General features: G+C 70.3%; 25 protein-coding genes and 1 tRNA gene. 13 read left to right on the top strand and 13 right to left on the bottom strand.

What is annotated here, in order from left to right; all coding sequences use genetic code 11:
• Positions 1-3: 3 nt before the first annotated feature.
• The 5 genes from ACQUQF_RS19775 to ACQUQF_RS19755 all read right to left on the bottom strand — a co-directional run bounded on the left by ACQUQF_RS19775 (position 4) and on the right by ACQUQF_RS19755 (position 8,395).
• Positions 4-969: an ABC transporter permease gene (locus ACQUQF_RS19775; protein WP_435180860.1), complete on the bottom strand. Its 966-nt coding sequence runs from the start codon at positions 967-969 to the stop codon at positions 4-6.
• Between the two features lie 46 nt (positions 970-1,015).
• Positions 1,016-2,029, bottom strand: a complete 1,014-nt coding sequence (locus tag ACQUQF_RS19770; RefSeq protein ID WP_435180859.1) for an ABC transporter permease — start codon at positions 2,027-2,029, stop codon at positions 1,016-1,018.
• A 65-nt stretch (positions 2,030-2,094) separates the two neighbouring features.
• On the bottom strand, positions 2,095-3,810 hold the full coding sequence (locus ACQUQF_RS19765; protein WP_435180858.1) for an ABC transporter substrate-binding protein: 1,716 nt from the start codon (positions 3,808-3,810) through the stop codon (positions 2,095-2,097).
• Positions 3,811-3,925: 115 nt separating this feature from the next.
• Entirely contained in the window at positions 3,926-5,716 is a 1,791-nt protein-coding gene (locus ACQUQF_RS19760) for an ABC transporter substrate-binding protein (protein WP_435180857.1), read from the bottom strand.
• Between the two features lie 174 nt (positions 5,717-5,890).
• On the bottom strand, positions 5,891-8,395 hold the full coding sequence (locus ACQUQF_RS19755) for an ABC transporter ATP-binding protein (RefSeq protein WP_435180856.1): 2,505 nt from the start codon (positions 8,393-8,395) through the stop codon (positions 5,891-5,893).
• Positions 8,396-8,653: 258 nt separating this feature from the next.
• Here ACQUQF_RS19755 and ACQUQF_RS19750 point away from each other — a divergent pair, with 258 nt between their 5' ends.
• From ACQUQF_RS19750 to ACQUQF_RS19740, 3 genes are all read left to right on the top strand, one after another.
• Positions 8,654-9,085, top strand: a complete 432-nt coding sequence (locus tag ACQUQF_RS19750; RefSeq protein WP_435180855.1) for a universal stress protein — start codon at positions 8,654-8,656, stop codon at positions 9,083-9,085.
• A 140-nt stretch (positions 9,086-9,225) separates the two neighbouring features.
• Positions 9,226-10,398, top strand: coding sequence for a DHH family phosphoesterase (locus tag ACQUQF_RS19745; protein ID WP_435180854.1), 1,173 nt, complete (start codon positions 9,226-9,228; stop codon positions 10,396-10,398).
• On the top strand, positions 10,395-11,210 hold the full coding sequence (locus ACQUQF_RS19740) for a BtpA/SgcQ family protein (RefSeq protein ID WP_435180853.1): 816 nt from the start codon (positions 10,395-10,397) through the stop codon (positions 11,208-11,210). The genes ACQUQF_RS19745 and ACQUQF_RS19740 overlap by 4 nt, the downstream gene beginning before the upstream one ends.
• A gap of 5 nt (positions 11,211-11,215) precedes the next feature.
• Here ACQUQF_RS19740 and ACQUQF_RS19735 read toward each other — a convergent pair whose 3' ends face one another.
• The 3 genes from ACQUQF_RS19735 to ACQUQF_RS19725 form a co-directional block, all read right to left on the bottom strand.
• The gene (locus ACQUQF_RS19735) at positions 11,216-12,235 is read right to left on the bottom strand and encodes a carbohydrate kinase family protein (protein WP_435180852.1); all 1,020 of its coding nucleotides are present in this window, start codon (positions 12,233-12,235) and stop codon (positions 11,216-11,218) included.
• A 78-nt stretch (positions 12,236-12,313) separates the two neighbouring features.
• Positions 12,314-12,595 (bottom strand): hypothetical protein, encoded by a 282-nt coding sequence (locus ACQUQF_RS19730; RefSeq protein ID WP_435180851.1) that lies wholly within the window; start codon positions 12,593-12,595, stop codon positions 12,314-12,316.
• A 342-nt stretch (positions 12,596-12,937) separates the two neighbouring features.
• Positions 12,938-13,357: a DUF5807 family protein gene (locus tag ACQUQF_RS19725; RefSeq protein WP_435180850.1), complete on the bottom strand. Its 420-nt coding sequence runs from the start codon at positions 13,355-13,357 to the stop codon at positions 12,938-12,940.
• A gap of 538 nt (positions 13,358-13,895) precedes the next feature.
• Here ACQUQF_RS19725 and ACQUQF_RS19720 point away from each other — a divergent pair.
• Positions 13,896-14,471 (top strand): DUF1684 domain-containing protein, encoded by a 576-nt coding sequence (locus ACQUQF_RS19720; protein WP_435180849.1) that lies wholly within the window; start codon positions 13,896-13,898, stop codon positions 14,469-14,471.
• Positions 14,472-14,514: 43 nt separating this feature from the next.
• Here the strand turns inward: ACQUQF_RS19720 and ACQUQF_RS19715 are convergent, their stop codons facing one another.
• Both ACQUQF_RS19715 and ACQUQF_RS19710 read right to left on the bottom strand, forming a co-directional pair.
• Positions 14,515-15,675, bottom strand: a complete 1,161-nt coding sequence (locus ACQUQF_RS19715) for an ATP-binding protein (protein ID WP_435180848.1) — start codon at positions 15,673-15,675, stop codon at positions 14,515-14,517.
• A 97-nt stretch (positions 15,676-15,772) separates the two neighbouring features.
• Positions 15,773-16,453, bottom strand: coding sequence for a class I SAM-dependent methyltransferase (locus tag ACQUQF_RS19710; RefSeq protein ID WP_435180847.1), 681 nt, complete (start codon positions 16,451-16,453; stop codon positions 15,773-15,775).
• A gap of 205 nt (positions 16,454-16,658) precedes the next feature.
• Here ACQUQF_RS19710 and ACQUQF_RS19705 point away from each other — a divergent pair, with 205 nt between their 5' ends.
• Positions 16,659-17,099: a DUF2391 family protein gene (locus ACQUQF_RS19705; RefSeq protein ID WP_435180846.1), complete on the top strand. Its 441-nt coding sequence runs from the start codon at positions 16,659-16,661 to the stop codon at positions 17,097-17,099.
• Positions 17,100-17,230: 131 nt separating this feature from the next.
• On the top strand, positions 17,231-17,818 hold the full coding sequence (locus tag ACQUQF_RS19700; RefSeq protein ID WP_435180845.1) for a DUF7090 family protein: 588 nt from the start codon (positions 17,231-17,233) through the stop codon (positions 17,816-17,818).
• A gap of 310 nt (positions 17,819-18,128) precedes the next feature.
• Here the strand turns inward: ACQUQF_RS19700 and ACQUQF_RS19695 are convergent.
• Positions 18,129-18,202: transfer RNA gene (locus ACQUQF_RS19695), tRNA-Lys, on the bottom strand.
• Positions 18,203-18,337: 135 nt separating this feature from the next.
• Here ACQUQF_RS19695 and ACQUQF_RS19690 point away from each other — a divergent pair.
• A complete protein-coding gene (locus tag ACQUQF_RS19690) occupies positions 18,338-19,657 on the top strand; it encodes a M20/M25/M40 family metallo-hydrolase (RefSeq protein WP_435180844.1) in 1,320 nt (439 codons plus the stop codon).
• A gap of 159 nt (positions 19,658-19,816) precedes the next feature.
• Positions 19,817-19,939: a hypothetical protein gene (locus ACQUQF_RS19685; RefSeq protein ID WP_435180843.1), complete on the top strand. Its 123-nt coding sequence runs from the start codon at positions 19,817-19,819 to the stop codon at positions 19,937-19,939.
• A gap of 37 nt (positions 19,940-19,976) precedes the next feature.
• Here the strand turns inward: ACQUQF_RS19685 and ACQUQF_RS19680 are convergent, their stop codons facing one another.
• Positions 19,977-20,645, bottom strand: coding sequence for a DUF7119 family protein (locus ACQUQF_RS19680; RefSeq protein WP_435180842.1), 669 nt, complete (start codon positions 20,643-20,645; stop codon positions 19,977-19,979).
• Positions 20,646-20,781: 136 nt separating this feature from the next.
• Here ACQUQF_RS19680 and ACQUQF_RS19675 point away from each other — a divergent pair, with 136 nt between their 5' ends.
• Entirely contained in the window at positions 20,782-20,931 is a 150-nt protein-coding gene (locus tag ACQUQF_RS19675) for a hypothetical protein (protein ID WP_435180841.1), read from the top strand.
• A gap of 114 nt (positions 20,932-21,045) precedes the next feature.
• Positions 21,046-22,023: an oxidoreductase gene (locus ACQUQF_RS19670; RefSeq protein WP_435180840.1), complete on the top strand. Its 978-nt coding sequence runs from the start codon at positions 21,046-21,048 to the stop codon at positions 22,021-22,023.
• Positions 22,024-22,077: 54 nt separating this feature from the next.
• Here ACQUQF_RS19670 and ACQUQF_RS19665 read toward each other — a convergent pair whose 3' ends face one another.
• Complete coding sequence (locus tag ACQUQF_RS19665) at positions 22,078-22,317, bottom strand: hypothetical protein (RefSeq protein WP_435180839.1); 240 nt, start codon at positions 22,315-22,317, stop codon at positions 22,078-22,080.
• 150 nt (positions 22,318-22,467) lie between these two features.
• Between ACQUQF_RS19665 and ACQUQF_RS19660 the strand changes: the two genes are divergently transcribed.
• From ACQUQF_RS19660 to ACQUQF_RS19650, 3 genes are all read left to right on the top strand, one after another.
• Complete coding sequence (locus ACQUQF_RS19660; RefSeq protein ID WP_435180838.1) at positions 22,468-23,769, top strand: 5'-deoxyadenosine deaminase; 1,302 nt, start codon at positions 22,468-22,470, stop codon at positions 23,767-23,769.
• Between the two features lie 312 nt (positions 23,770-24,081).
• Complete coding sequence (locus ACQUQF_RS19655) at positions 24,082-25,365, top strand: hypothetical protein (RefSeq protein WP_435180837.1); 1,284 nt, start codon at positions 24,082-24,084, stop codon at positions 25,363-25,365.
• A gap of 148 nt (positions 25,366-25,513) precedes the next feature.
• Positions 25,514-26,167 carry an ABC transporter ATP-binding protein gene (locus ACQUQF_RS19650; protein WP_435180950.1) on the top strand — a complete coding sequence of 218 codons (654 nt, stop codon included), beginning with the start codon at positions 25,514-25,516 and terminating at the stop codon, positions 26,165-26,167.
• The last annotated feature ends 8 nt before the right edge of the window (positions 26,168-26,175 follow it).

Raw genomic sequence — 26,175 nt, 5'->3', positions numbered from 1 at the left:
CGGTCAGTCGACGGTCTCGCGCATCCGGGGGTCGAGCGCGTCGCGCATCCCGTCGCCGAGCAGGTTGAACCCCAGGACCGTGATGGCCAGGAACAGGCCGGGGAAGAACGACCACCACCAGTCGCCGGTGAGCAGCCCCTGCTTCACGCCGTTCGACAGCATCAGCCCCCAGGACGGCGTCCCGGCCTCGGCGCCGAAGCCGAGGAAGGAGAGGGCCGCCAGGTCGATGATGGCCAGCCCGAAGTTGAGCGTCGACTGGACCGTGATGGGCGCCAGGCAGTTCGGCAGGATGTGCCGGACGATGACCCGGGGGTCCTTGGCGCCCAGCGCCTCGGTGGCCTCGATGTACTCGTCCTCGAGCACCTTCAGCGCGGCGCCCCGGACGACGCGGGCGAACCGCGGGGTGTACACCAGCGTCAGCGCGATGACAGCCTTCCAGAGCCCGGCGCCGAAGATGGCGACCAGCGCCAGCGCCAGCAGCAGGCTGGGGAACGCCAGCAGCACGTCCATCGTGCGCATGATGACGTTGTCGGTGAGGTCGCCGTAGTACGCCGCGAGGATGCCCAGTCCCACGCCCAGCACCGTCGAGGCGGCGACCGTGATGGTGCCGTACTTCAGCGCGAGCCAGGCGCCGTACAGCACCCGGCTGAAGATGTCCCGCGACTGGATGTCGGTGCCGAACGGGTAGGCCCACGCGCCGTAGTCGGTGATCATCTGGGTCGGCTTCGTGCCGAGCCAGCTCGGCGGCGCGAGGTTGGGGTTGGTGCCGATCTGGCTCTGGCTGACCGACGCGAGGTCGATGAACAGTCTGGCGTAGAGGGCGATCGCCACCATCCCGAAGATGATGGCCAGGCCCGCGACGGCGAGGCGGTTCGACAGCAGTTCGGAGAGGAACGGGGACGCGCGGAGCCGCTCGACGACGCCGCGCTGGCCCACGTCCTCGGTTTCGACGTCTGTCTGGGTACTCATGCGGATCGCTCCCGGGAGGTCGTGGTCGGGTGTGGTTGGCGTGCGCTCATTGTTCGATCCTCGGGTCGAGGTACGAGTAGGTCACGTCGACGAGCAGGTTCACGAACGTGAACAGGAACGCGAACGTCAGCACGGTGCCCTGAACGACGGGGTAGTCGCCGACCCGGATGGCCTTCACGAGCAGGGTGCCGATGCCGCCGATGCCGAACACCGTCTCGGTCAGCACCGCACCGCCGAGCAGGCTGCCGAACTGGATGCCGATGACCGTCACCACCGGGATGAGCGCGTTCCGGAGGCCGTGTTTCAGCACCGTGATCTTCGAGCCCTGGCCCTTCGCGCGGGCGGTCCGCATGTAGTCCTGGCGGATGGTCTCGAGCATCGAGGACCGCATCATCCGAGAGATGAGCGCCATCGAGTAGATGCCGATGACGAGCGACGGCAGGAACAGGTGCATCACCGCCGACTGGAACGCCGCGAAGTTGCCGTGCAGCAGCGTGTCGATGGTCAGCACGCCCGTGATCGACTCGACGCTGTACCGGGTCCCGATCCGGCCGCTCGCGGGGAAGACGTTCAGCACCTGGGCGAACAGCAGGATGAGCAGCGGCCCGCTCCAGTAGATGGGGACGCTGATGCCCGACAGCGCGCCGATCCGGGTGAGGTGGTCGCTGACGGAGTCCTGCCGGATGGCGCCCAGCAGACCGACCGGGATGCCGAACAGGATGCCCAGCAGCTGGCCGTAGATGGCCATCTCCAGCGTGACCGGGAGCCGGGCGGCCAGCACCTGCTTGATCGGGGTGCCCCGCTGGATCTGGTAGGACTCGCCGAAGTCCAGCCGGACGGCCTCGAGCAGGAACCGGCCGTACTGCACCCAGATGGGGTCGTTCAGCCCGAGCTCGGCCCGGACCTGCCTGACGAACTCCTCGGACGCCCGCTGGCCGGCGATGACCCGTGCGGGGTCGCCCGGCGCCAGGTGGAGGATGGCGAACACGAACGTCGCCACCCCGAACAGCACCGGGACCAGCAGCAGGAGTCGTTTGATAACGAACCGCTTGGAGATCATTCACCCGGAGAGAAAACCGCGGACGTGAAAAAAGACTCGTTACCGCCGCCGCCGGACGGCGCCGGTCACTCGACCGAGACCAGGTTGAGGAACGGGCCGCTGATGGGCGCGACCGTGTAGTTCTTGACCCGGTTGTGGACGCCGCGCAGCACCTCGGTGTGGGTCATGAACACCCAGGGCGCCTCGTCGTGGGTGAGCTTGCTGGCCTTCTTGTAGACCTCCTTGCGCCGGGCCTTGTCGTAGGTCGACTGGCCCTCGTTGACCAGCTTCATGAACTCGGTGTTGGCCCACCGGGCGCGGTTGCCGGTGTTGAAGTTCTCGCTGACGTCCGCGCTGACCCAGTCCTGGCCCTCCGGGACCTTCTCGACCGGGATGCCCGGGTGGAGCAGCGGCGAGAAGAAGTTGTCCGGGTCGGCGTTGTCCGAGATCCAGCCCAGGAAGCAGGCGTCGTGCTTGCCGTCGGCGGTGTACGTGAGGTAGGAGTTCCACGACTGCTTGTTGATCGAGACCTCGATGCCGACCTCCGAGAGGTTCGACTTGACCGTCTGGGCCGTCTGGACCGGGGAGGCGAAGTACGGCCGGGGGTTCGTCATGGTGGCGAGCTCGAACGAGAACCCGTCGCCGTAGCCGGCCTCCTCGAGCAGCTGTTTGGCCTTCTTGGGGTCGTGCTCGTAGGGGCTGACCTGTTCGTTGTGGCCCATCACGTTCGGCGGGAGCGGCTGGGTCGCGTTGACCGCCTGACCGCGGTAGATGTTCTCGACGATGGCCTTCGTGTTGATGGCGTGGCTGATGGCCCGCCGGACCTTCCGGTTGCGGAACGCCTCGACCCGGGCCATGTTGAACGCCATGTACCCGATGGTCATGCCGGGCTTCTTCTTGAGCTTGGCCGAGCTCGACCCCTTGACGACGCTGGCGGCCTGCGCGCCGATGCCGTCGATGATGTCGACCTCGCCGGTGTCGAGCGACTGGGCCCGAGTGGTGTTCTGGCCGATGGCGGTGAACACGACCTCGTCGACGTGGGGGCCCTCGCCCCAGTACTCGCCGTTGGCCTTCAGCCGGATGGTCTGGTTGCCGTTGTTCCAGTTGTCGAACGAGAACGGCCCGGTGCCGACCGGGTTCTTCGAGAGGTCCCGGTCGCCCTCGATGGCCGACTTCGGCATGACCGCGAGCGCGAACACCGCGAGGTTCGCGATGAACGGCGCGTACTTCTTCGAGAGCGTGAACTTCAGCTCGTAGTCGCCGGTCGCCTCGACGTTCTCGACGTTGCCGAGGAGGTACGGGCCGTAGATCGACTGGTTCGAGTCGCCGACGAAGTGCTCGTACTCCGAGTCGACGAACCGCCGGTACGTCGCGATGAAGTCGTCGGCGGTGAACTCCTCGCCGTTGTGGAACGTGGCGCCCTGCCGGAGCGTGAGCGTCGCGGTCTTGCCGCTCTGGTTCCACTCCTTCGCGAGGCCCGCGACCAGCGAGGAGCCGCCGGGCTTGAAGCCGACCAGCCGGTCGTACACCTGGTTGAGGACCTTCGCGTCCTCGCCGGTGGTGGTCGCCTGGGGGTCGAGCGTCGTCGACCCCGAACCCCGGCCGTACGTGAGCAGGGTGTTCTGGCCGTCGTCGCTCGACTCGGTCGTCGTGTCGGTGCTGCCGCCGTCCGAGCTATCGTCGGACGTGGTCGTCGACTGACCTTCGCCACCGCCGGTGCACCCGGCCAGCGTGGCCGCGGCCGTCGCACCGCCGGCCGCCTTCAGGAAACTGCGCCGCTTCAGACTGTCATCTGACGCCATAGCGCATCATGTTTCCAGACTGCACATAAGTATACCGGAGTTGAAACGGGAACGTTTATCACACTTATCGCGTATAACGATCGCCTACGACCACCGCAAAAAAAGAGCCGGCCGACTACTGCTGGAGTTTGACCCGGTTCAGCAGCGGCCCGCTGATCGGTGCGATCTGGAAGTCCTGGACCCGGTTGGCGACGCCCCGGAGCTCCTTGGCGTGGTCGATGAACACCCACGGCGCCTCGTCGTGGGCGATCTGGCCGGCCTGCTTGTACAGTTCGGCGCGCTTGCTCCGCTGCAGCGTCGACTGGGCCTGCTCGGTGAGCTTCATGAACTCCCGGTTGGCCCACGCCGCCACGTCGAGCGTGTTGAAGCCCTCGGTGTCCCAGCTGACCCAGTCCTGGCCCTGCGTGAGCTTGTCCTCCGAGACCTGCGGGTGCAGCAGCGCGTAGTAGAAGTTGTCCGGGTCGGCGTTGTCGGTCATCCAGCCCAGGAAGCAGGCGTCGTGCTTGCCCTGCTCGGTGTAGGTGAGGAAGGGGTTGAACGGCATCTGGTTGATGTTGACCGTGATGCCGACCTCGCTGAGATTCGACTTGACGGTCTGGGCCGCCTGGATGGGCGAGGGGTTGTACGTCCGCGGGTTCTGGAAGGTCGCCAGCTCGAACTCGAACCCGTTGCCGTAGCCGGCCTCGTCGAGCAGCTGTTTGGCCTTCTCGGGGTCGTGGGGGTACGGGTCGATGTTCTCGTTGTAGCCGAGCACCTTCTCCGGGATCGGCTGGCTCGCCTGGGTGGCGATGCCCTGGAAGATGGTGTTGACGATGGCCTCGGTGTTCACCGCGTAGCTGATGGCCCGGCGCACCCGCCGGTCGCGGAACGGCTCGAACGTCGCCATGTTCATCGCCAGGTAGCCGATGTTGATGCCCTGGGTCTCGACCAGTTCGGCGGCGCTCGCGTTCCGGACGATCTGGGACGACTGCGCGCCGATGCCGTCGATGATGTCGGCGCCGCCCGAGATGAGCGTCTGGGCGCGGGTGTTGTTCGACCCGATGGCGGTGAACACCACCTCGTCGACGTACGGGCCCTCGCCCCAGTAGTCGGGGTTGCGGCTCAGCCGGATGCGCTGGTTGCCGGTGTCCCAGTTCTCGAACCGGAACGCCCCGGTCCCCACCGGGTTCGTGCTGAGCGAGAAGTTGTCGTCCTGGACGTGTCGTCGGATGGCGGTCCGGGACAGCACGCTCGACGCGAACATCGCCAGGTTCCGGAGGAACGGCGCGTACGTCTCCTTGAGTTCGATGGTGAGGGTGTAGCTCCCCTGGCCGCCACCGCCGCCCTGCGCGGTCGCGGTGCCCTGACCGCCCTCGGCCGTCGCGGTGCCCTGGCCGCCGTCCGTGGTGGTCTGGTCCTGCATCGCGGCGGACCCGCCGCCGGTGCTGACGCTCTCGACCCAGTTACCCAGCGTAAAGGGACCGTACGCCGAGACGTACGAGTCGCCCGGATAGTACTGGTAGTCGGGGTCGGTGAACCGCCGGTAGGTCGCCACGAAGTCCTCGGCGGTGAACTCCTCGCCGTTGTGGAACGTCACGCCCTCCCGGAGCGTGAGGTTCACCGTGGTCCCGTCCATCGAGTACTGGGTCGCCAGTCCCTCCCGGAGGCTTGTCTGGTTGGGCTTGAACTCGATGAGCGTGTCGTAGAGCTGGTTGGTGACCTTCACGTCCTCGCCGCTGGTCGTGTTCTGCGGGTCGAGCGTGCCCGAGTCGTTCCCCCGGGCGTAGGTGACCGACCCGCCCCCCTGCTGTCGGGTCGCGTCCGCGCTCCCGGTGTCGACGTATCCCGCGACCGAGGCCGAGGCCGCCGCTCCGCCGGCCGCTTTCAGTACGCTCCGCCTCGAGACCGATGTGTCGTTTGAGGACATACACCGATACCAATCAATCATTCACGATATAAGGATACGGGAGCGCATTGAACCCCGGTCTCGTTGGTTCAATTTCCGAACGGGTGCAACATTCGGCCGGTCGGCTGACAGGTCGCGGTCGGGTCGGTGGGCCGGGGAGAATCGGAGGTCGGCGCGGGAATCGAGCGGCGAGAACTACTCGGGCCGGTCGTAGAGGTGGCAGGCCGCGGGGTGGGCCTCGTCCTGGAGCACCGGGTTCGACCGCTCGCAGACGCTCTCGAAGTGCTCGCCCAGTAGCGACGCCGCGGCGTCCCAGTCGCCGTCGGCGAGGTGGTCGAACGACTCCTCGACGATCTCGCGGGGGCGGCCGGTCGGTTCCGCGTCGAACAGCTGCTCCCAGAGGACGGACTTGAACGCCGACGCGGACGCGGCGGTCGCGGCGTCCGGCCGGCCCCCGTCGGCAGCCGTGGCGGTCTCGGCCTCCGCGCTCGCGCCGCCGGCCTCCTCCCACGCGGCGTCGAGGTCGATGGTCCGGTCCTCGACGCGCTCGCGGTAGTCCATCACCTCGCGGTAGGCCGCCTGCTCGATGTCGAGGTCCTCGGGCGGGATGACCTGCGGACACCGGGTCCGGAAGTGGCACCCCGACGGCGGGTCGATCGGCGAGGGGACGTCGCCCTCGAGGATGACGCGGTCGTCGGTGTCGGCCCGCGGGTCGGGCTCGGGGATGGCCGACAGCAGCGCCTGCGTGTAGGGGTGCTTGGGGTCGGCGAACAGCTCGTCGGTGTCGGCCACCTCGACGATCTCGCCGAGGTACATCACCGCGATGCGGTCGGAGATGTGCCGGACGACGCTGAGGTCGTGGGCGATGAACAGGTAGGTCAGTCCGAACTCGTCCTGGAGGTCCTCCAGCAGGTTCAGGATCTGGGCCTGGACCGAGACGTCCAGCGCCGACACCGGCTCGTCGGCCACGATGAAGTCGGGGTCGACCGCCAGCGCCCGGGCGATGCCGACCCGCTGGCGCTGGCCGCCGGAGATCTCGTGGGGGTAGCGGTCGAACTGGCCGGGTTCGAGCCCGACCGCCTCCATCAGCTCGACGACCCGGTTGCGGCGCTGCTGCTTGCGGGAGGTGCCATCCGGCGGGGCCTCCTCGGGCAGGTCGTGGATCTTCAGGGGTTCGGCGATGATCTGGCCCACCGTCATCCGGGGGTCGAGGCTCGACAGCGGGTCCTGGAAGATCATCTGCATGTCCTTGCGCTTCTCGCGGAGCTCCTCGCGGTCGAGCTCCGAGAGGTCGGTGCCCTGGAACACGATCCGGCCCTCGGTCGGCTCCTCGAGGCGGAGCAGCGTCCGGCCCGCGGTCGACTTGCCGCAGCCCGACTCGCCGACCAGCCCGACCGTCTCGCCCTCGTAGATGTCGAAGCTCACGCCGTCGACCGCCTTGACGCTCTCTATCTCGTCGGCGAGCAGTTCGTCGAGGAGGCCGTCGGCCCGCGAGAAGTGCTTCTTCATCCCGTCGACCGACAGGAGCCGGTCGCCGACCTCGTGGTCGCGGGCGGTGATGCCCTCGCGGTCCTCCCCGTACTGGCCCTCGTCGAACTCCTCGAGGACGCACTTGGCGCGGTGGTCGACGTCGGCCGGGCCGTGCTGGAGGTTCGGGATCTCGCCGCCGGTGCACTCGGGCTGGGCCCAGGGACAGCGCGACGCGAAGTGACACCCCTCGGGCATGTCGATGAGGTCGGGGACGTTGCCCTCGATGGGGGTGAGCCGCTCCTTGTCCTCGCGGGGGATGGACTCGAGCAGCGCGTAGGTGTAGGGGTGGCTCGGGTTGTGGAAGATCTCGTCGACCGGGCCGACCTCCACGATGTCGCCGGCGTACATCACCGCGACGCGGTCGCAGGTCTCGGCGACCACGCCGAGGTCGTGGGTGATGAACAGGACCGACATGCCGAGTTCGTCCTGGAGGTCGTTGACGAGGTCGAGGATCTGGGCCTGGATGGTGACGTCGAGCGCGGTGGTCGGCTCGTCGGCCACGAGCAGCTTCGGCTGGCAGGCTAGCGCGATGGCGATGAGCACGCGCTGGCGCATCCCGCCCGAGAACTCGTGGGGGTACTCCTCGACCCGCTCGGTGGGCTCGGGGATGCCGACCTCCTCGAGCATGTCGACGGTGTCCTCCAGCACCGCCTCGTCGATGTCCTTCCCGCCGAGGCTGGGCGCGATCTCCCGGACCGCGTTCCACCACGAGTCCTTCTTGCGGCCGCCGTACTGGTGGAGCCGGAGGCTCTCGGCGACCTGCTCGCCCACGGTCAGCGCGGGGTTGAGCGAGGTCATGGGGTCCTGGAAGATCATGCTGACCTCGCCGCCCCGGATCTCGCGCATCGCGTTCTCGGGCGCCGCGAGCAGGTCGACGTACCCCTCGTCGGGGAAGACGAAGTCGCCGACGCCGCCGGGGTAGCGCTCGGCGAACTCGGCGGTCAGCTCCTCGTGGCGGAACGCCGCCTCGCCGTCGACGATCTCGCCGGGGTCGTCGACGAGCTGGAGCAGCGAGAGGGCGCTGACGCTCTTGCCGGAGCCGGACTCGCCCACGAGCCCGACCGTCTCGCCCTCCCGGATCGTCAGGTCGAAGTCGTCGACCGCCTCGACGACACCGCGCTCGGTGTTGAACTGCGTCCGCAGATCCGAGATTGACAGTAAGTCACTCACAATTAGTCGGAAGTGGAATGTCCGCGGTCAAATACCCTTCGACTTTTCCACCGAAATCGGGGCCCGTGAGACGCCACGTCGCCGTTCTCGCTGCCGAAAGAAACCCGACGGGACGGGCCCGCGGTCGGGACGACCGCTCGCAGGTATTACCGGATTCCGTACAGCAAACTGGACTCGCAGGGGGTCGGCTCGCCCGCACCGGGCGGCCGCCCGGTCGACCCACGGAAGTTTAAGAGGCGTCCACCGGTAGACCAACACATGATAGATACGGTCGTCATCGCCACGGACGGGTCCGAGAGCGTCTCCCGCGCCGTCCGGGTCGCGCTCGACCTCGCCGCGCGGTTCGACGCCGCGGTCCACGCCCTCTACGTCGTGGACACCGGCGAGGTCGAGTCCTCGCCCGCGGAGCTCCGCGGGCAGCTCCGCGACGCGCTGGAGTCCCAGGGCGAGGAGGCGCTCGACGCCGTGCGCGATCGCGCCGACCGCGAGGTGGTGACCGCGGTCCGGGAGGGCCGACCCGAGTCCGAGATCCCCGAGTACGCCCGCGACTGCGGCGCCGACGTGGTGGCGACCGGGACCCGGGGCCGCCACGGCGAGAACCGGTTCCTCATCGGCAGCGTGGCCGAGCGCGTCGTCCGGTCGTGTCCCGTGCCGGTGCTGACCGTCCGCCAGCTCGCCAGCGACGAGTGACGTGGGGCCGCGGTCGGCCTGCGAGGCGGCCGTCCGAGAGCTAACACGCCGTCCGGCAATCAGGTGAACGCCGTGCGCCAACCAGGTGACCACCGTGCGCCAACCGGGTGATTCTTTCGTGTCCGCCCGAAACGGGGCGTATGAAGGACTGGGTCATCGACGACGACAACCTCTCGCTCGAACGGAAGTCCATCCTGCCCGGCGAGGGCTTCTTCGTCCCGGACTCGATCGAGGAGGCCCGAGAGGAGGCCGAGGCCGAGGAGACGCTGACCGGCGCGGACGTGGCGGTCGTGGCCGACCCCGACGCCGACGGCCTCGCCTGCACCGCGCTCGTCCGGGAGGCCTACGGGGAAGGCGCGCTCATCGACGCCGGTCCCCACGACCTCGAGGACGCCCTCGAACGCGTCGCCGACTACAGCGAGCCCGGCGCGCGGATCTTCGTCTGCGACCTCTGTCCCGACAGCTACGACGAGGTGGGCGAGGCACTGGAGGCGCTGGTCGAGCAGGCGGGGTCGGTCCGGTGGTTCGACCACCACCAGTGGACCGACGAGGTGGCCGCGGCGGTCCGGGAGGCCGGCGTCGACCTGGTGGTCGGCGACAGCGAGGAGGAGTGCACCGCCGACGTGGCGGTCCGGGCCGTCGACCACGACTTCCCGGACTACCTCGTCGAGCTCGCGGCGGTCACCCGCGACCACGACCTCTGGATCCGCGACGACCCCCGGAGCGACGACCTCGCGGACTTCTCCTACTGGGCCGAGCCCGAGGAGTACATCGAGGCGGTCGCCGAGCACGGCGCCGACCTCCCCGAGGACGTCCTGGAGTTCCTGGCCGAGATGCGGGTCGAGAAGGACGCGCTCATCGAGAAGGCGGTCGCCCGGGCCGAGGTCGAGGAGATCGGCCCGTGGTCGGTCGGCGTGACCTACGGCCGGTGCTCGCAGAACGAGGTCGCCGAGGAGCTCCGCCAGCAGGGGACCGACGCCGCCGTGATCGTCAAGCCCTCGGGCAGCGCCTCGATCCGCGGCAGCGATACCTTCGAGCGCGCCCACGAGGTCGCCCGCCAGGTCAACGGCGGCGGCCACCCCAAGGCCGCGGGGTGCAAGCCCCGCATCTACGACGACATGCTCGACTACGCCCACCACTGGACGACCCGCGGCGCCGTGGCCAAGCAGGTCATCGTCGAGGCGTTCTGGCACGTCGCCCGGGACGTGGAGGCCGAGACCGCGGCCGCCGAGGGCGAACCGGGCGAGGGCGACGGGTCCGGGCGGGACGAGAGCGACGACGGGGTCGAAGTCGCCGGGGACGCCGACGAATGACCTCGGTCCCCGCGATCGACGCCGAGAGGCCCGTCGTCGGGATGGTCCACCTCGGGCCGCTGCCGGGCGCGCCCAAGTACGACGGCGACTTCGCGGCGGTCCGGGAGGCCGCGCTCCGGGACGCCAGGCGACTCGCGGCCGGCGGCGTCGACGCGATACTCGTCGAGAACTTCGGCGACGCGCCGTTCTACCCCGACGACGTGCCCGACCACGTGGTCGCGTCGATGACCCGGGTCGCCGCCGACCTCCGGGACGAGGTCGACCTCCCGATGGGGATCAACGTCCTCCGGAACGACGCCGCGGCCGCGCTGTCGATCGCGGCCGCGGTCGACGCCGCCTTCGTGCGCGTGAACGTCCACGTGGGGGCTCGCGTGACCGACCAGGGCGTCGTGGAGGGCCGGGCCCACGAGACGGTCCGCCTCCGGGAGCGACTCGGCGCCGACGTCAGCATCTTCGCGGACCTCGACGTGAAACACTCCGCCGCGCTCGCCGAACGCCCCCTCGACGCCGAGGCGGTCGCCGAACCGGTCGAGCGCGGGCTGGCCGAGGGGATCGTCGTCTCTGGCGCCGGCACCGGCCACGAAGTCGCGGCCGACCACCTCGGAGCCGCGGCGGCGGCCCGCGACGAGGCCGGTCTGGACGCGCCGATTCTCGTCGGAAGCGGTACCACGACCGAGAACGTCGCCGACCTGCTCGACGCGGCCGACGGCGTCATCGTCGGCACCGCGCTCAAGGAGGGCGGCGAGACGACGAATCCCGTTTCGGCGGAGCGCGTCGAGCGACTGGTCGCGGCCGCCGACGAGGCGCGCTGAGCGGGCTACCGTTCGTCGAGGAACTTCCGTACTTCTCCGTCGGTCGGCAGCCCGCCCCGCGCGTTCGCCGCGGTGCAGTTGAGCGCCGCGGTCGCGGCCGCGAACCGGCCGGCAGTCTCGGGCGACTCCCCGCCGAGCAGCCACGTGTGGATCAGCCCGGCGGTGAACGCGTCGCCCGCGCCGGTGGTGTCGACGGTCTCGACCTCGAACGCCGGAATTTCGACGACGTCCCCGTTCTCGGCGAGCAGGAGCGCGCCGTCGGTCCCGCGAGTGACCGCGGCCCGCCGGACGCCCCGGTCGCGGAGGGTTTCGACGGCCGTCCGGGGGTTTGTGCCGAGATACGACCGGGCCGACACCTCGTTGGCGACGAAGCAGTCGCAGACCGGCAGGAGCGCGTCGAGCGTCTCCGGGCGGGTCGCCCGGTCTTCGAGTTCCGACAGCGGACCGGCGAGGTCGAAGACCAGCGGGGGGAAGTCCCCGTCGCTGTCATCCGCTTCCTCGCCGTCGCCGGCGGCCGCCGCCAGGTCGGACACGACGGGGTCGGGGGCGTAGGCGCTGGTGAACGCGACGTCGGCCCGCCGGACGTACTCGCGGTCGGCGTCGGCCAGCCGGAGGTTCGGCACGCTCTCGCCGCCCGCGACGATCATGCGCTCGCCCTCCGGGTCGCGCAGAATCAGCGAGTAGGAGGTCCGCTCGCCATCCGCGCCGCGGCGGACGCGCCGGGCGTCGACGCCCCGCTCGCGGAGGTCGGCCAGAATCCGGTCGGCGGCCTCGTCGTCGCCGACCCGCGAGACGACGCCGGTCTCGCGGCCGAGGCGAGTCAGGGCGGCCGCGACGTTCGCGGCGACCCCGCCGACCGCGGTGGCCTCGTCGCGGACGAACGCGCCGCCGTCGGGTTCGGGGAGGTTGGTCAGCGCGTAGACCCGGTCCTCGACCGCGCTGCCCACCGCTACCGCGTCGAGGGCGGGCGGGGCCGATCGCGTTCCGGAGCGCGGCGAGTCCGCTTCCGCGTCGGGGTCGCTCATCGACCCGACCGAGGGACCGCGGGACGAAACCGTTTACGACGCCACCGCGCGACCGGGGTGACGGGAGCCACGTCCGGACTACCGCGGCTTCCGGAACTTGTAGGAGACGTCGCCGGCCTCGACCCGGACGGCGCCGCGGTCGTGGTCGAAGTACAGCGCGTCGACGTCACCTGCCTCGAACTCGTGGAGCGGCATCTCGGCCCGGACGCGGCCGTCCCTGGCGACGAGGAAGGTCGAGTCCCCGACCGCGATCTCGATGCCCTCGCCGCTCTCCGAGGCCTCGCCCTCGGCCGCGAACGCCCGGAGGTGGTCGGCGACGGCGCTCCACGGTTCGAGGGGGACTCGCTCGTACTCGCTCATGGCGACCCTCCGGGCGACAGCGGGAAAACGACTTGGGCCGGCGACGGTCGGTGGTTCGAGGTTCGTCAGCAAAGTGACACCAACAGCTGGCGCTCGGTGAGACAGTCAACCGGGAAGCGCCCAGTGCCACCAACTACGGTCTGGGTGGACTGAAAGGGGCCGGGCGCTCGACCGGCCCCCGGCGACGCAAGCACTGGACCGAGCGACCGGAGGGAGCGAGGGAAGCGCGCAGCGAGCCGCGGGTCGTCGAGCGCCCGGGGGCTTTCGAAGCGACTATCGCGTCTTCGATGACCGGCGAGCCACCGACTGCCACAACCGCGGCAGGGAAAACAGGAACAGAACCTACCCTTCGTCGGCGACCCACTTGTCCGAGTAGGCCGTCCCGCAGTCGCAGTAGGCGTAGGCGTGGACGACGTCGCCCTCGGCGTAGAGGTCGCCGACCTCCTCGTTCTGCTCCTCGGCGAAGGCGAAGACGAACTCGACCGCCCCGTCGCACTCGGGGCAGGCGCCGCCCGAGAGGTCCCGCGCGACGTCGCCCTCGGTGCCCATCGCCCGCTTCGCGAACCCCATCGCGTCCATCCCGGTCGCGGTCTTGAACACGCTCCGGCCCTGGTCGCCCTCGACGACCAGCACCACGCCGTCCTCGACCTCTTCGCCGTGCTTCGCCAGGCCGTCGCCCTCGCCCTCGACGAACGAGTCCGAGAGGAACAGCGCCACGTCCTCGGGGCGCTCGCCCGCGAGGAACTGCTCTCGCTTGCTCATACCCGCGATAGGGAGGGCGACGGGAAAAGGACCGCGTTCTCGTCGGGGAAGGTCGGGATGGGGCGTGTTCCGAATCGGGATGCAGTCGGCGCGTGGTAGCGTGGCACGAAGCCGCGCCAGGCGCCCGAGTGACGAGGAGCGCAGGCCTCCGGCCGAGCACGCAGGAGGCTGGGGAGGTATGAGGTTCGCAGTTCGGGGCTGGGCGGTACAGCGGCGACGGGAGTAGCTAGCTTGAACGTATTCGACGAGGAGTCCAGCAAGGTCATCGAATGGGGACGGAGTCAGCTTCGAAAGCCCCCGCCCGGTCGCGGTCGTCGTCCGAGAGAGCTCCGCTCTCTCGTGATCACGAAAATCGGAGATTTTCGAACGACTCTGCGGGATATTCGCGGCTCTCCGCACCGCCCGCCGCGAACAGTTGCCCGCAGAGGCGACTTAACTGCACGCGACCGGCCGGCCCCTTTCAGTCCCACCCGAGTCCCTTCACTCGGCTTCCGCAGCGATGAGAAGCGTTACCCGGCGCGACCGCCAAGGACCGGCCATGAGCGACACTGCGACCGACGACGCGACGGCCGAGGAGTTCGACGTCGAGGCGTGGCGCGAGGAACTCGAGTCCCACCGCGCCGAGAAGGACGAGTTCTTCGCCGAGCACCCCCAGTCGCCGATCCCGCCCGAGGAGCGCGACGACTTCGAGGGACTCGACTACTTCGATCCCGACCCCGACTACCGGGTGACCGCGACCGTCGAGGTCCACGACCGGCCCGACCCCGTCGAGATGGAGGTGAGCGCCGGCCCGCCCCAGCGGTACCTCCGGGTCGCCACGCTGCACTTCGAGCTCGACGGCGAGGCCCACGAGCTCGCGGGCTACCGACAGGAGGCCGACGAGGACGGCCTGTTCGTCCCGTTCCGCGACAAGACGACCGGCCAGCAGACCTACCGCGACGGCCGGTACATGGAGTTCGAGACCGAGGGCGACCTCGAGGACGGCTCCGAGATGGTTCTTGACTTCAACCTGGCGTACTCGCCGTTCTGCGCGTACAGCGAGACGTTCGCCTGCCCGCTCCCGCCCGAGGAGAACTGGCTCGACGTCGAGATCCGGGCGGGCGAGAAGGCGTGACGGTGCGGTAGTCCGAGGAACCGCAGTCCCATCGAGAGCGGGGTCAGGCCGCTCGCTGCGCGGCCGGGACCGTGTCGACGTTCGTGAACTCGAAGCGCGCCCCGCCGGCCTCGCCCTCGGTGATCGCACAGTCCCAGCCGTAGGCGTCGACGAGCTGGGAGACGAAGGTGAGTCCGAGACCGATGCCGTCCTCGTCGGTGGTGTGGCCGGCCTCGAACACCGCCTCGCGCTCGTCCTCGGGGATGCCGGGCCCGTCGTCCTCGACGTAGAACCCGCCGGGCAGCGAGCCGACCCGGACCGTCACGCCGGACTCCGGCGCGTCGGGGTCGCGGGGCCGGCGGTCGCCGGAGCCGTCTTCCGCGTCCGCGCCGGCTCGCGAGCGAGGGTCCGTCGAACCGTGCTCGACGGCGTTCTTGAACAGGTTCTCCAGCAGGTGCCGGACGTGGATCGGGTCCGCCAGGACCGTCCGGTCGGTCTCGACGACGAGGTCGGCGCGGCCGAAGTCGAGGGTCGCCCACGCCTCGGTCGCGACGTCGGCGATCGAGACGGGCTCGGCGTCGATGCTGGCGTCGCTCCCGCGGGCGGTGACCAGCACGACCTCGATCATCTCCTCGATGCGGTCGAGCGCCCGCTCGACCTCGGCCGCCGCGTCGGCGTCGCCCTCGGCGGTCCGGTCCAGATAGATCTTCGCGATGGTCAGCGGGCTCCGGAGCTCGTGGGCGACCATCCGGGCGAAGCTCTCCAGCCGACCGTTCTGACGCTCCAGCTCTCGGTTGCGTCGCTCGACCTGCTTCGCCCGGGTGACCGCGCGGGCGTCGTTCACGCCGATGCCGAAGCCGGCGGCGGTGCCGACCGCCGCGCCGAGCGTGAACGACCACCGCGGGTAGGCGATGGTGACGCCGGGTTCGAGGTAGAGCAGTTCGATGACGCCGAGCGTCGCGACGAACCCGGCGACGCACCACGCCGCGACGCGGGGGTACGTCTCCGGGTCGAGGTCCGAACCCGGGAGTCGGAGGCCGCCGTACAGCAGGATGGCGCCCGGACCGCCGACCAGCAGGAAGTCGACGACCGCGGCGAGCGTCGGTCTGCCGGTGGCGACGACGAACCCCGCCCGCGCCGTGGCCAAAAACACGTACAGTCCGCCCCAGACGGCGACGAGTCGGTCCCCACCGAGCGTCGAGACGAGACGCGACCAGTGTCCCATTACACTGGCTCTGGTGACCCGCTGAGATAGGCGTTTCGCCTGTGATGAGGCAACAATCCGGCTGCTTCCGGCGGTTCCGTCGCGCGCCGGCGCCGCCTCAGGGCGCGACGCCGACCGTCAGCAGGGTGCCGAACTCCCGGTAGCGCTCGACCATCGCCTCGCGGCTCTCCCAGTCGTCGGTCGGGAACGCGCTCTCGTCGGGGATCTCGGTGTCGCGGTCGGGGACGTTGTCCTGCTCGGCGACGGACAGCCCCGCCTCACGGAACGCCTCGCGGTACTCGGCCGCGGACCAGCGGGTCATCTCCACGTCGATGTTGTCCTGCCACTCGTGGGAGTGGACGTTCTCCTCGTAGTAGTTCACGGCGCAGTAGAAGGTGCCGCCGGGCCGGAGGACCCGGGCGACCTCCCGGAGGGCCTCGCGGGGGTCGTTGGCGTAGTAGAACGCCTCCATCGTGAACACGTGGTCGACGCTGTCGTCGGCGAACGGCAGGTGGTCGAAGTCGCCGACGAGGAAGCCGACCCGCGGGTCGTCGGTGTACCCCCGGGCGTTGCGGGCCATCTCGGGCGAGCCGTCGAGCCCGTAGGCCCGGCCGGCGCGCTGGGTGTCCCGGAGCGCCCGGACCGCGTAGCCGCTGCCGGTGCCCAGGTCCAGCACCGTGTCGCCCTCCTCGACCGGCATCCGGGCGAGCACGTACTTGGCGGTGTGCCAGTGGCGGTCCTCCATTCCCCTGTCGCGGCCGTCGGCCGCCCACTCGTCGAACTCCTCGCGGACGCTCATGCCGGGAGCGAGACGTGCCACGGACAAAACGGGTTCGGAACGGCCTCCCGGCCCGCTCACTCGCGTCGTCTTCGTGAGCCAAGCGAACGAACGCTCATGAGAGCAAAGCTCTCACGGCGCTCGTTCGCGATACAAGTGCTTGTAACTGGAAGTGAAACGACGCTCAGGCAGGAGCCTTTTATCTACGCGGCGTATCACGTCGCGTATGGTCGGCTCGAAGAAGCGCTACGCGCTGGCGGACTCCGCCCAGCAGATCGTCGGGGGGTTCCTGCTGGCGGGACCGTTCGTGGTCACCGAGGAGGTGTGGAGCCTGGCGCGTGACATGACGTGGTTCCAGGCGGTCGCCACGGTGCTCATCGTGTTCCTCATCGGGTACGGGGCGCTCTACAAGGCCGACGACGACCGCGACCCCGACCGGGAGTCGGAGGTGGCCGGGATCCCGACCCGGTTCGTCTCGCTGATGCTGGTGTCGTACGGGTCGGTCGCCATCCTCTCGCTGTCGTTCGGCGCCCCAGACACCTTCCTCGAGGGGACGTACAACGGCGGCGGGCCCTCGGTCGTGACCGTGGCGACGACGCTCAAGGCCATCAGTATCGGCGCGGTGTTCAGCGTGGTCGGCGCCGCCACGGCCGACAGCGTGTTCTGACTGCCCGCCCGGCGGACCCGGGTCGGCCGTCCCGGGCCGCGTCCGGTCGGCGTGCGCTCGCCGGGTCGACTCGTCCGCGCCGGGTCGGTTCACCCGCAGTCTTAAGTCCCAGCCACGTAATACCAGACCGTATGGATTATCGACTCGCCATCGAGAACACGCCGGACGCGATTCCCGGTGGGACCGGCGTCCTCCTCCTGCATCCGAGCACGGGCGAGACCGACCGCATCGACACCGACTTCCTCAAGACCGACACCGACCGCTTCCTCGTCATCTCGACCAGAACGACCGCCCGCGAGGTCAAGCAGAAGCTCGACCACTACGACGTCGACGAGAGCAGGGCCGAGATCCTCGACACCCTGAGCATCGAGCGGGGCTACTCCCGCCGGAGCACCGACAACGTCCACTACGTCTCCTCGCCCGACGACCTCGAGGGCGTGCTGGAGGTCACCCGGCGGTTCCTGGAGAACACGGAGGGCAAGCGCCGCATCAGCCTCGACTCCATCACCGAGATGGCCTACTACGCCGACGAGTCGCGGGTCCGCGACGTGGTCCGCCAGATCCTGGGCCTGCTTCGCGAACACGACGCGGTGGGGCTGTTCCACCTGTCGAAGGGCGTCCACGACGAGGAGCACGTCGAGAAGTTCATGGGGCTGTTCGACGCCATCATCGACCTCGACCGCGACGGCAACGTGACCAGCGACTTCGAGAAGGTCTGAGGGCCGGGACTCGCTCCTTGGCAGAGCGGGGAGCAGGGGCATTTTCGCGTGAACCCCACGTTATATTCGGCGCGTGGTGGCGCGGCTTCATGCCGCGCCGAGCGCGCGAGGGACGAGCGAACCTAGTGAGCGAGGAGGCCGGGGAGGCGTGAGGCCTGCGGTCGCGGTTGCGGGACAGCGGTGACGGCAGTAGCTCGCGGCGCTGACGAGACGGCGTTGTCGTTATCCAGCCAATAACTATTGGCCTCGCTCATTGCAGAAGTTGAGTAAAAGGGGAGTCACTAGCGGAGTGACTCGCGGAAAGGAAACACGGGCTGGAAGGGATTTGAACCCCTGACCGTCTGGTTAAAAGCCAGACGCTCTGCCTAACTGAGCTACCAGCCCTCAGTCGGTGTTGCGTCCGGCGGGGTTAAACATTTACCATTCACTGGGGACGTCGCGGACGTCGGGCGGGACAGCCACACGAAGACCGGAATACGCGTCGGAACCTTTACCCCGACCTCCTCGCTCGACACCAGTATGAACGACTTCGCCCGCGAGCGCGACGCCGACCTCCGGAAGTTCGCGACCTCCCTCCTCCGATACGACACCACCGGCGGGAACGAGGCGCCCGCCCAGGCGTTCGTCCGGGAGCGGCTCGACAGCCTGGGGTTCGACACCTACGAGTGGACCGCCGACGCCGCCGAACTGGCCGACCACCCGTCGTTCCCGGACGACCCCGGCGAGATTCCCGCCGAGGGGCGCCCCAGCGTCGGCGGGGTGCTCGAACTCGGCGACCCCGACGCCGGGCCGACGCTCGTGCTGAACGGCCACGTCGACGTCGTCCCGGCCGCCCGCGAGTCGTGGTCGAGCGACCCCTTCGAGCCGACGTGGCGCGAAGGCGACGGCGAGGGAGAGGACGACGGCGAGCAGTTGACCGCCCGCGGCGCGGTCGACATGAAGTGCGGCCTCGCGGCCTGCGTCTTCGCGGCGAAGCACCTCCACGAGACCGTCGAGGGCGGCGGGACCGACGGCGACGATTCGGTCCCGGACCTCGACGGTCGCCTCGTCGTCGAGAGCGTGGCCGGCGAGGAGGAGGGCGGCGTCGGCGCCGCCGCGGCCGCGCTGTCGAACCCCTACCCCTTCGAGCGCGACGCCGCGATCATCGCCGAGCCGACCTCCCTCCGACCGGTCGTCGCCTCCGAGGGGAGCCTGATGAAGCGCCTCCGCATCGAGGGCCGGTCTGCCCACGCCGCGACCCGGTGGCGCGGGGTCGACGTGCTCCCGTACTTCGAGCAGATCCGCCGGGCCCTCCGCGACCTCGAAGCCGAGCGCGGCGAGACCGTCACCCACCCGCTCTACGAGGCGTTCCCCGTGTCGTGGCCCGTGGTAATCGGCCGCGTCGAGGCCGGCGACTGGGCGTCGTCGGTCCCGGCCGAGCTCACCGCCGAGCTCCGCATCGGGGTCGCGCCGGGCGAGACCGTCGCCGAGGTCGAGGCGGTCTTCGAGGACCGGCTGGCCGAACTCGTCGCCGCGGACGACTGGCTGGCCGACCACCCGCCCGAGTTCGAGCGCTTCTCGGTCCAGTTCGAGCCCTCCGAGATCGACCCCGACGAACCCGTGGTCGGAGCCGTCCAGCGCGCGATGGCGGCCAGCGACCTCGACGACGCCGAGCCCCGGGGAGCGACCTACGGCGCGGACGCCCGGTGGTACATCGAGGCCGGCGTCCCGACCGTGATGTTCGGGCCGGGAGACATCGAGCAGGCCCACTTCCCCGACGAGACGGTGGCGTGGTCGGAGGTGCTGACCGCGGGCCAGGTGCTCGCGGACGCCGCGGCGGAGTTCCTGCGCGCGCGGTGAGTTCCCGCGGGGTTAGGTTCCAAATTAGACCGTCCGTACGCGGCTGTCGGGCGGAGTAACGTCCGGATACCCGCGATTCGCGACCGTTCATTTCCGTCAACACCGTTCTGTACGTTCGACGAACGAGGCCATTAACTGCGCCTGCGTCGTCGCTCGGGTATGGGCGAACCACCGTCGGCGGAGCGCGTGGTCGAACACCTGGAAGTGGCGCTGGCCGCCGAGGACGCGGAGACGAAGAACTACCACATCCGACAGGCCCTGCAGCTGCTCGGCATCGAGTGATCCGTCGGGGCGCCGACCGAGCGCCGGCCGGTCGCGCTCACCGGAGCGACTCGTCCAGCGCCTCCGCGACGACCTCGTCCGGCTCCTTGCCCTCCATGGCCGCGGTCCGGCGGAGCTCCCGGTAGGTGTCGGTCGGCAGCCGGAGCGCGATCTCGCCCGGCGTGACGCCGTGCTCCGAGAGCGCCTGCTCGACCGGCGTGCCGCCGTTGACCGCGCTGGCGACCGACCTGACCTCCCGGACGGTCAGGTCGCCGTCGAGCACGGCCCACGCCAGCTGGAACCGGTCCTCGCCGCCGACCCGGGCGATGTGCTTGGCCGCGGTCGGCGCGATGTGGCCCATGGCGACGTACCGCCGGATGGACTGGGGCAGGTCGTGGACCCGGGCCCACTTCCGGATGAACGCGACGGTGACCTCGCCGCCGGCGCGCTCGGCCGCGGCCTTGTACGAGCCCTCGCCCCGGACCAGCGCGGCGCAGGCGGCCGCGCCACGGAGCATGTAGACGTTGTCCTCGCCGCCGGCAGTGTTCTCGGCGAACTTGCGGACGGTCTCGGCCGCCTGCGCGACGCTCTCGGGGTCGGAGGGGTCGAACGCCTTGGCCCGCTCGGCGTCGCGCCCGGTGACGGTCTCGTCGCCGCGGACGACCGGCTGGCCGACCGGCGACTCGCGGTCGGTCGGCGGCCCCTCGTCGCCCTGCTCTTCGCTCATCGGTCTGACGGTGGGCCTCGGCGGGCAAAAATCCGCGGTTCGGAACAATGGTCGCCTCGGGTCCCGGAACCGGCAGCGGGCCGACAGGTCAGCCGCGGTCGAAAACCCCTTTCTCCGTCGGTCGCGTCAACCCATTGTGAGAATTTTCAGTCGACTCGCGCAGCGGCGGCGACGCGGCGACGGGGGAGAGTACGTCTGCACGCTCTGCGGCGCGACGTTCGAGGAGCGGTCGGTCGTGGTGTGCCCGCTGTGCCGCGGGTTCGTGGTGGCGCGGGGCGACGGGTAGGTGCGGTCGGAGGGGCGACCGAGAGGTGCAATCGGGGGCAGACGGATCGGCGGGCCGCGGTCCGCGCGGGCCATCGGCGATGGGTTTCAGTGCCTCGCCCCCGTACGCCGGGACATGGCTCTCACCCGGCGCGGCGAGTGGACCGCCGACCAGATGCCGGCGATGGACGACCGGACCGTCGTCGTCACGGGCGCGAACACCGGCCTCGGCTACGAGGCGACCCGCGCGTTCGTCCGGAAGGGCGCCCACGTCGTCATGGCCTGCCGGAGCGAGGACCGGGGCGAGGACGCCAAGCGGCGCATCCGGCGCGAGGACCAGCGGGGCGGCCAGCGCGGGTCGCTCGAGATCGCGCACCTCGACCTCGCGGACCTCTCGTCGGTCCGGTCGTTCGCCGACGGGTTCCGCGACGCCCACGACGAACTCCACGTCCTCTGCAACAACGCGGGGGTGATGGCGATCCCCCGCCGGGAGACCGAGGACGGCTTCGAGACGCAGTTCGGCGTCAACCACCTCGGCCACTTCGCGCTGACCGGCCTGCTGCTCGACCGGCTGCGGGCGACCCCCGGCGAGACCCGGGTGGTCACACAGAGCAGCGGCGTCCACGAGAGCGGCGAGATCGACTTCGAGGACCTCCAGCACGAGGAGTCCTACGACGAGTGGGACGCCTACGCCCAGAGCAAGCTTGCGAACGTGCTGTTCGCCTACGAGCTCCAGCGCCGGCTCGACGACGCCGGCGCCGACGTGGTCAGCGCGGCGTGCCACCCGGGCTACGCCGCCACCGACCTCCAGCGCCGCGGCCCCGAGATGCGGGGGTCGACGCTCCGGCTCTGGGCGATGAAGGCCGCGAACGCCGTCCTCGCCCAGTCGGCCGAGCGAGGGGCGCTCCCGATGCTGTACGCCGCCACCGCGCCGGATATCGAGGGCGGGGAGTACGTCGGGCCGGGCGGGTTCGTGAACATCCGGGGCAGGCCCGCGGTCCAGCAGTCGAGCGACGCCTCCTACGACCGCCGCCGGGCCGAGCGCCTCTGGGCGGTCTCCGAGGAGCTGACCGGCGTGACCTACGACCTGCGTCGGACGGCGACCGCGGACTGACGGACCGGACGACGGCGGCGGGCCTCGCGGGCGAGGTCCCGGGGGCGCGGGGACTCAGAGCTCCCTGACCGGGACGGCGACGCTCGACGGTCGGTGTACCGACGCGTAGTAGTGGAACGCGCTGATGGCCGCGTAGAGGCCGACGACGCCGACCGCGACGAGTCGGGAGGGCGGCGTGGACCCGGGGAACGCGCTGTGCAGCCCGACGACGAGGCCGAGGCAGAGCGCCGTGACGGTCAGGTACACGAAGGGCCATCCCGCCGCCGGGACGGCCCCGGGTTTGCTGTCACTCATAACCTCACACACAACGTCTCACCGGTGGCCCAAAGCGATTGTGGCCTCCCGCGCGATTCCGCGCCGCCGACTGGAACGTCGCCGGCGCCGGCGGCGCGACGCTCCCGAAACCGATGGGTATTTTCCGGACTCCCCCATAGTCGGGCCGGGATGTTACTTCAGGGAACGGTCGTCGCCGACGCCGACACGGTGGTTGAGGACGGCGCGGTCGTCGTGGAGGGCGACGAGATAGTCGCGGTCGGCGACCGCGAGGAGCTGGTCGAGACCTACCCCGACCGCGAGCGCCGCGAGTACGACCTGCTCGCGCCGGGCGTGGTCGGCGGGCACGTCCACTCGGTCCAGTCGCTGGGCCGGGGCATCGCCGACGACACGGCGCTGCTGGACTGGCTGTTCGACTACGTGCTGCCGATGGAGGCCGGCCTCGACGCCGAGGGGATGCGCATCGCGGCCGAACTGGGCTACCTCGAACTGCTGGAGTCGGGCGTGACGACCGCCATCGACCACCTGTCGGTCCGCCACGCCGACGAGGCGTTCGAGGCCGCGGGCGACCTCGGCATCCGGGCCCGGATGGGCAAGGTGCTGATGGACACCGAGTCGCCCGACGGGCTGCTGGAGGACACGCAGGAGGGCCTCGACGAGACCGAGCGCCTGATCCGGCGGTACCACGACGGCCACGGCGGCCGCATCCGGTACGCCGTGACGCCCCGGTTCGCGGTGAGTTGCACCGAGGAGTGCCTGCGGGGCGCCCGCGAACTGGCCGACGAGTACGACGGGGTCCGCATCCACACCCACGCCAGCGAGAACCGCGACGAGGTCGCGACCGTCGAGGAGCGGACCGGCCGGCGCAACGTCCACTGGCTCGACGAGGTGGGCCTGACCGGCGAGGACGTGGTGCTGGCCCACTGCGTCTGGACCGACGACTCCGAGCGCGAGGTGCTTGCCGAGACCGGCACTCACGTCACCTACTGCCCGTCCTCGAACATGAAGCTCGCCTCGGGCATCGCGCCGATCCCGGACTACGTCGACCGGGGCATCAACGTCGCGCTGGGCAACGACGGCCCGCCCTGCAACAACACGCTCGACCCGTTCACCGAGATGCGCCAGGCCAGCCTGCTCCAGAAGGTCGAGCACCTCGACCCGACGACCACCCCGGCCGAGCTCGTCTTCCGGATGGCCACCGAGAACGGCGCGAAAGCCGCCGGCTTCGAGAACGTCGGCAGGCTGCGCGAGGGGTGGACGGCCGACGTCGTCGGGCTGACCACCGACGTCACGCGGGCCACGCCGCTGCACGACGTCTACTCCCATCTGGTCTTCTCGGCCCACGGCGACGACGTGGCGTTCACGATGGTCGACGGCGAGGTCGTCTACGAGGACGGCGAGCTGCGGACCGGCGACGCCGACGCCATCCGCCGCCGGGCGCGGGAGTACGACCTGCCGGTCGAGGCCGAGTAGCGCGGGACCGAGTCCGCGACGTGTCGAGAATCGGTAACAGACGGAATGGCGTGTCCGGCCGTTCCACGTCCTGTCGGCGGGAATCACGTCGAAATCCTAAGATTCTTAACTGTAGCATCGAGAGTGAAAGTCGAGACACATGTCTTTAATCGACGATGAACGGAGCGGTGCCGCAACCGACCGGCCGGCGGCGGTTCGCGCGGCCGGGTCGGTCGGCGCCCGTTCCGGGTCCCCCGCCGGAGATCCGACCCCCGCCGCAGCCGAGCCCCCGAACGCGCGCGACCGTCGCGCGGAACGCCGGAGGGCGGCGCGATGAACGGTGCACGACTGCTCTGCGGTCTCCTCGTCGTCCTCTCGGCCGCGACCGCCGGTGCGGTCCCCGCGGCGGTGGGCGCAGCCCCGACCGCCGACGCCGCGACCGTCGATCTGGCGGACGACGCCGCGAGCGCCGGCCAGGCCGTCGACGCTGCCGTCGTCGACGGAGCGACCGCGCGCGCGGCGTCGGTCCCGACGCTGGTGTCGATCCGCACCGAGCTCAACGAGACACAGCCCGAGGCCGGGTCGAACTTCACCCTGACGACCCACGTCGAGAACGTCGCCGCGGGCGATGGCAGCGTGTTCGTCGAGAGCGTCGAGGTCCGCGAGACCCGGGGCGGCGAGAAGGTCGTCGCCGACGAGCCCGACAGGCGGCTCTGGTCGGGCGGGCACCTCCGGAACAACCAGTCGATGGAGCTCGACCGGGCCGGCGACCACACCCTCTACGTCCACGTGACGTTCAGGAACGAGGACGGCAACGACTACCAGGTGGTCCACCCGGTCGACGTCACGGTGTACGACCCCCACCCGCTGCTGTCGGTCGCGACCGAGCCGACCGTCTCGGGCGGCCAGACGACGCTGAACGTCTCGCTGACCAACGGCATCGACGAGCGCATCCGGAACGTCGAGCTCCGGCTGACCAGCGACGAGGTGACGGTCGAGGACAACCGCCGGAGCCTCGCCCGGCTCGCCGCGACGACGACCGAGACGTTCGCCTTCGACGTGACCGGCGACACCGGCGGGACCGCCAACCTGACCGCCGCCCTGGAGTACACGACCGCCAACGGGACCCACCGGTCGGTCAGCCGGCGCCTGACGCCGACGTTCACCGAGCTGTCGAACCCCGGCGCCGTCAACCTCACTGGCGTCTCGGTCACCCGGCGGGGCCGGACGCTCCAGGTGACCGGGAGCGCGAGCAACGTCGGCACGACCGACGTGCTGAGCGCGGTCGTCGGCGTCGGGTCGAACGCCGACGTCGGCCCGGGCCAGTCGACCGCCGAGTACTTCGTCGGCGAGATCCCCGCCAGCGACTTCAGCTCGTTCAAGGTCCGGGCCCGGTTGACCGCGAACGCCTCGACGGTGACGATCCCGCTGCGGGTCACCTACATCGTCGACGGCGTGCGGCGGGTCCGGACGGTCCCGATCGAGTACGACGTGCCCGAGACCGCCCCGGAGCAGCCCGCGAACTCGAGCTCCGGCCCGCCGCTGGCGCTGCTCGGCGTCGGCCTGGTCGCGGTGGTCGCGCTCGCGGCCGGCTGGAGGTGGGTCCGCGGTGACTGACGACGGTTCCGTGACCGCCCGAACGGGCGCGGACGACGGGGCCGCTCCAGACGGCGACGCCGCCGACGACGGGGCCGCCCCCGAGCCCGAGTCCGATAACGGACCCGCCCCCGACGCCGAGGCGGGCGACGGGGACGGCGAGGCCGTCATCCGGGCGCGCAACCTGGTCAAGGAGTACGACTCGGGCGAGGGCGTGCTCCGGGCGCTGAAGGGCATCGACCTCGCGGTCCGGGCCGGCGAGTTCGTCGCCGTCGTCGGTCCCAGCGGGAGCGGCAAGTCGACGCTGCTCAACCAGCTCGGGCTGCTCGACACCCCGACCGAGGGCACCGTCACGGTCGAGGGCACGGCCATCGGCGGGCTCTCGGTCGCCGAGCGGACCCGGCTCCGCAAGCGAACGGTCGGGTTCGTGTTCCAGGACTTCTTCCTCATCCCGACGCTGTCGGCGGTCGAGAACGTCAAGGTGCCCCGGCTGCTGGACGGCGATCGGGCCGAGACCCACCGCCGGGCCACCGAACTGCTCGAGCGGGTCGGGCTGGGCGACCGGGTCGGCCACCTGCCCGGCGAGCTGTCGGGCGGCCAGAAGCAGCGGGTGGCGGTCGCGCGGTCGCTGATCAACGACCCCGGCCTCCTGCTGGCCGACGAGCCGACCGGGAACCTCGACCGGGACACCGGCTCGCAGGTGCTCGCGGAGTTCGGCCGCATCACCGACGAGGGCGTGGCGGTCGTCGCGGTCACCCACGACGAACAGGTCACCGAGTTCGCCGACCGGACGGTCGAGCTCGTCGACGGGGAGCTGACATGACCGACGGG

Origin of the sequence: Halorussus sp. AFM4 (assembly GCF_051194995.1) — an archaeon.
Taxonomy (GTDB): Archaea; Halobacteriota; Halobacteria; order Halobacteriales; family Haladaptataceae; genus Halorussus.
Note: the sequence above shows the minus strand (reverse complement) of the source record. Positions and strands in the feature narration are given on the sequence as shown.